The following is a 3,792-nucleotide window of genomic DNA, read 5'->3' on the forward strand; positions in this document are numbered from 1 at the left end:
TTCAGTTTAAAGAAATTTGTAATACGAATGCTATCGTTGATGCTCAGGTGCAAGACAGATAACCTGTAAATTTTTCCACCTAAAGCCTCTATTTCGTCGTCAAAAAACTGATGTTCTTTATAATGAACCAGAAAATCAAATTGCACTTGTGAACGGTCTATACTCCTATAAAGATTCATCAACAGTGTCTGCACACCAGCAGCTTCCATGCGCTGCAAGACATGTAACACCCGAATAGGCTCCTTACTATTTTTCTCCATGTCTTCTCCTCATACTTTCGGAAGTTTCAACCAATCGCCAAATACTTTATCCCATCGATCCGGCTCAAATGGCATAAATCCACTGAAATGATAAAATGTTAATTCTCCAAAATATAAGTGTCCATCCACCTCATAGAAATCGACTCTAACATGTGGAAACCCCTTGGATAATATTTTCGAGAAATCAATCATCTTTTCAAAAGTAACTGGTTTCCGTAAAGCCTCTTGAGCGTGAGGATATTTTTGCTTGATATCCAAATGATTGAATTTTAAATCATAATAATCAAATTTTACATGATCTGAGGCTCTATCCGATGCAATAAACATAGCCTTAGGTTCACCGCCAAAGCAGAAGAACTTATAGTCTCTTAATTCTCCGTCAACATGGTCTTCCATATACTGCTCAGCGATGATCCGAGGCCTAACATCTTTATATGGCCATTCGCGACCAATGTAATAGAAATTCTGCTTTAAAGCTGCTTCAATCTTTTCCTTTGCAGCGTTTTTATCCAATTTTTTCTTGTCTTTAACAATAACAAGTCCTTCTGAATCATGAGTGCATTTTAACACAAACTGATTCGGAAGCTTTTCAAAATCTATATCATCGAATGTATCCCAAACACCGAGTGTCGGAATGATATACTCATTTCCAATTATCCGTGCAACATATTCTTTTGCCTCATACTTATCAACAAGTGTTGGATAAAGCGGATTATGGTCATGTAATTTGAGCCAGTTTAATTTTTCATTGTATGTACTCGGTTTTTTTAAATCACAGAATTTCTTAAAGTGCGCAAAATAATAAATTTGAATATATATGCTATCCGGAATAAATCGCATTGCATATTTCACTTTTTTTAACAACTTGTTGCTTGACATAATCTCTCCTCACCAATTCTCCTGGATAAATTTATCGATCATATTTACAATTGCCATTGGATCTTTATTTACCCACGGAACTAATTCATCAGTTCCATCATAAATTTTTTGAAAACACTCTCCAAGATTTTCAAGTTCCAAATCTGCCATCAGAACATATCTGTTAAGGTTAAATGCCTCATTGTTCTGAATCTGATGATCATTGATGTGTTCACCATATTTAGCGAGGCGAGTCACAGCAATAACTTTCTTTCCTGCATTCAAGGGTTTCATGATAGAGCCAGAAGCGCCATGAGATACCACAATATCTGCTTCTTTTACTTTCTCCAAGAATTCTTCTTGAGAAATAAAATCCTTATATTCATAATGCTTTGGTTTATATTTAGATGTGCCAATCTGAGCAAACATCGAGTCAGTCAACACACCCTTTTCATAAAGCTCATCTAATTTTTTAAACAAACGGTCAAAAGGATAATTTCTTGACCCGACAGTCACAAAGATCATTAGTATAGACACCCTCCATAAATTGCTTTTTTATAAAATTTCTTTTGTGTTTCCCACTGGACTATAAACAAATCTGTGTGTTTTTCCATTTTCTTACCTGCTACAGTCGGCATATTTGCACGTCCGAATGTTTCGATAAACACAAATTTCTTATGGAACAACACCGCCAAAAGATAAAATGGATATGCAACCATGGTTCCCGTTGTTATCACAAAGTCCGGACGTTCTTTTGCCCAAATAAAGAGTGTGTACAGTGTGTTCCACAGCATTTTGGGAATCATGAATTTATCTTTCAAGTCAGTTTGCTTCATAAAATACTTGCCAAGTGGTGCGTCGAACTGTGTTTTCTCTGTTACAAAAAAACCTTCATATTTTTTCGTAAGCGGTTCCAGTTTCTGGAGCTGCTCCCAATGACCACCTGACGATGACACAAAACAAAGTCTTGGTTTTCTATTATGTTTCATCTACTCTTCTCCACTTCTTCTTAGTCACGCTGGAAAATATCTCTCGTGTAAACTTTTTCTTTTACATCATCCAAGCACTTATCATAACGGTTTGCGATGATGGCCTGACTCTGCTTCTTAAACTCATCCAAGTCATTGACCACCACTGATCCGAAGAACTTCTCACCATCTTTCAGAGTCGGTTCGTAGATGATAACAGTTGCACCCTTTGCCTTGATGCGCTTCATGACACCCTGAATGGAACTCTGGCGGAAGTTATCGCTGTTACTCTTCATAGTAAGACGGTATACACCGACCACAACTTCTTTTTCCTTGCTCTCATCCCAGCTGTCATTCGCTTCATAAGCACCAGCAATCTCCAAAACACGGTCGGCGATGAAGTCTTTACGAGTTCTATTGCTCTCAACAATAGCCTCGATCAGGTTTTCCGGTACATCGGCGTAGTTCGCCAGCAGCTGCTTGGTGTCTTTCGGCAGGCAGTATCCACCGTAGCCAAAGGACGGATTGTTATAATGAGTACCAATACGAGGATCCAGGCAAACACCGTTGATGATCTGCTGAGTGTTCAGCCCTTTCATCTCAGCATAGGTATCCAGTTCGTTGAAGTAGCTGACACGCAGTGCCAGATAGGTGTTGGCAAACAGCTTAACTGCCTCTGCCTCAGTAAAGCCCATGAACAGAGTGTCAATGTTCTCTTTAATTGCGCCTTCCTGCAGGAGTTCTGCAAAAGTGTGTGCTGCCTTTACCAGTCGAGCATTATCCACGTCGGTTCCGACGATGATACGGGAGGGATAAAGGTTATCATACAGAGCCTTGCTCTCACGCAAGAACTCCGGGCTGAAGATGATATTGTCGCAGTGGAACTTCTCACGAACACTTGCTGTATAACCAACCGGGATGGTACTCTTGATAACCATAATGGCTTCCGGATTATACTCGATGACCAGTTTAATGACAGCTTCTACCGCACTTGTGTCAAAAAAGTTCTTCTTGCTATCGTAGTTGGTAGGTGCGGCGATGACTACAAAATCAGCATCACTGTATGCTTCCTTAGCATCCAGAGTTGCAGTCAGATTCAGATCTTTCTCTGCCAGATACTTTTCAATATATTCATCCTGAATCGGGGACTTTTTATTATTGATGAGTTCCACCTTTTCCGGCACAATATCCACTGCCATAACCTTATGGTGCTGGCTCAGCAGCGTTGCAATGGAAAGTCCAACGTAGCCAGTTCCCGCCACAGCAATTTTCAAATCCTTATAATCTTTCATGATTACTTTCTCCTCTCTCTTTGTGTTTTTATTTTGAAAACACACTTTTCACATACTCATAACTGTTAATATCGCCAATGTCATACCTCTTACCCGGCATGACGTAAGCGTGCATCGGGGTCTGCTTGCTCAACCAAGCCGCAAAGCTGCCCGGTGCGTCATAGCCGCAGCCATTATTCAGTGCTTCCTGAATCCTCTTTGCATCACAGGTACGGTAGCAATAGAACGGCGGCACAGCCAGATTTCCTTTTGGCTCTTTCGGCTTTTCCTCATAGCTGGTAATCAGGTCATTGTTATCCACTGTGATAATTGCCGTCTTTTGCTGCTTTTTCAGTTCATTTTCCTCATGGCACATTACACAGGAAGTATTCTTTTCCTTGGCAAAATCAACGAACTTTGAAAGGCTGAAATCCA

Annotated in this window: 5 protein-coding genes and 1 pseudogene; all 6 read right to left on the minus strand. The window is 40.1% G+C overall.

Going from position 1 to position 3,792, the window contains the following annotated elements; genetic code table 11:
• Positions 1 to 260, minus strand: a pseudogene (locus QZZ35_RS09845) (glycosyltransferase family 1 protein); the annotation flags it as partial.
• Positions 261 to 269: 9 nt separating this feature from the next.
• Positions 270 to 1,100 carry an ATP-grasp fold amidoligase family protein gene (locus QZZ35_RS09850; protein ID WP_291237243.1) on the minus strand — a complete coding sequence of 277 codons (831 nt, stop codon included), beginning with the start codon at positions 1,098 to 1,100 and terminating at the stop codon, positions 270 to 272.
• Positions 1,101 to 1,148: 48 nt separating this feature from the next.
• The gene (locus tag QZZ35_RS09855; RefSeq protein WP_291237244.1) at positions 1,149 to 1,643 is read right to left on the minus strand and encodes a glycosyltransferase; all 495 of its coding nucleotides are present in this window, start codon (positions 1,641 to 1,643) and stop codon (positions 1,149 to 1,151) included.
• A complete protein-coding gene (gene pssD / locus QZZ35_RS09860) occupies positions 1,643 to 2,107 on the minus strand; it encodes a PssD/Cps14F family polysaccharide biosynthesis glycosyltransferase (RefSeq protein ID WP_291237245.1) in 465 nt (154 codons plus the stop codon). The genes QZZ35_RS09855 and pssD overlap by 1 nt, the downstream gene beginning before the upstream one ends.
• Positions 2,108 to 2,127: 20 nt before the next feature.
• Positions 2,128 to 3,378 carry a nucleotide sugar dehydrogenase gene (locus tag QZZ35_RS09865; RefSeq protein ID WP_291237246.1) on the minus strand — a complete coding sequence of 417 codons (1,251 nt, stop codon included), beginning with the start codon at positions 3,376 to 3,378 and terminating at the stop codon, positions 2,128 to 2,130.
• Between the two features lie 28 nt (positions 3,379 to 3,406).
• Positions 3,407 to 3,792: sugar phosphate nucleotidyltransferase (locus tag QZZ35_RS09870; protein WP_291237247.1), on the minus strand; the 386-nt coding region annotated here is incomplete at its 5' end.

The sequence above is a fragment of the Frisingicoccus sp. genome, assembly GCA_016298055.1.
Lineage (GTDB): Bacteria > Bacillota > Clostridia > Lachnospirales > Lachnospiraceae > Frisingicoccus.

What these genes read in the sequence shown, in the direction of transcription:
- QZZ35_RS09850 (WP_291237243.1), bottom strand. Translation starts at nt 1,100, where the DNA reads ATGCGATTTATTCCGGATAGCATATATATTCAAATTTATTATTTTGCG.
- QZZ35_RS09855 (WP_291237244.1), bottom strand. Translation starts at nt 1,643, where the DNA reads ATGATCTTTGTGACTGTCGGGTCAAGAAATTATCCTTTTGACCGTTTG.
- pssD (WP_291237245.1), bottom strand. Translation starts at nt 2,107, where the DNA reads ATGAAACATAATAGAAAACCAAGACTTTGTTTTGTGTCATCGTCAGGT.
- QZZ35_RS09865 (WP_291237246.1), bottom strand. Translation starts at nt 3,378, where the DNA reads ATGAAAGATTATAAGGATTTGAAAATTGCTGTGGCGGGAACTGGCTAC.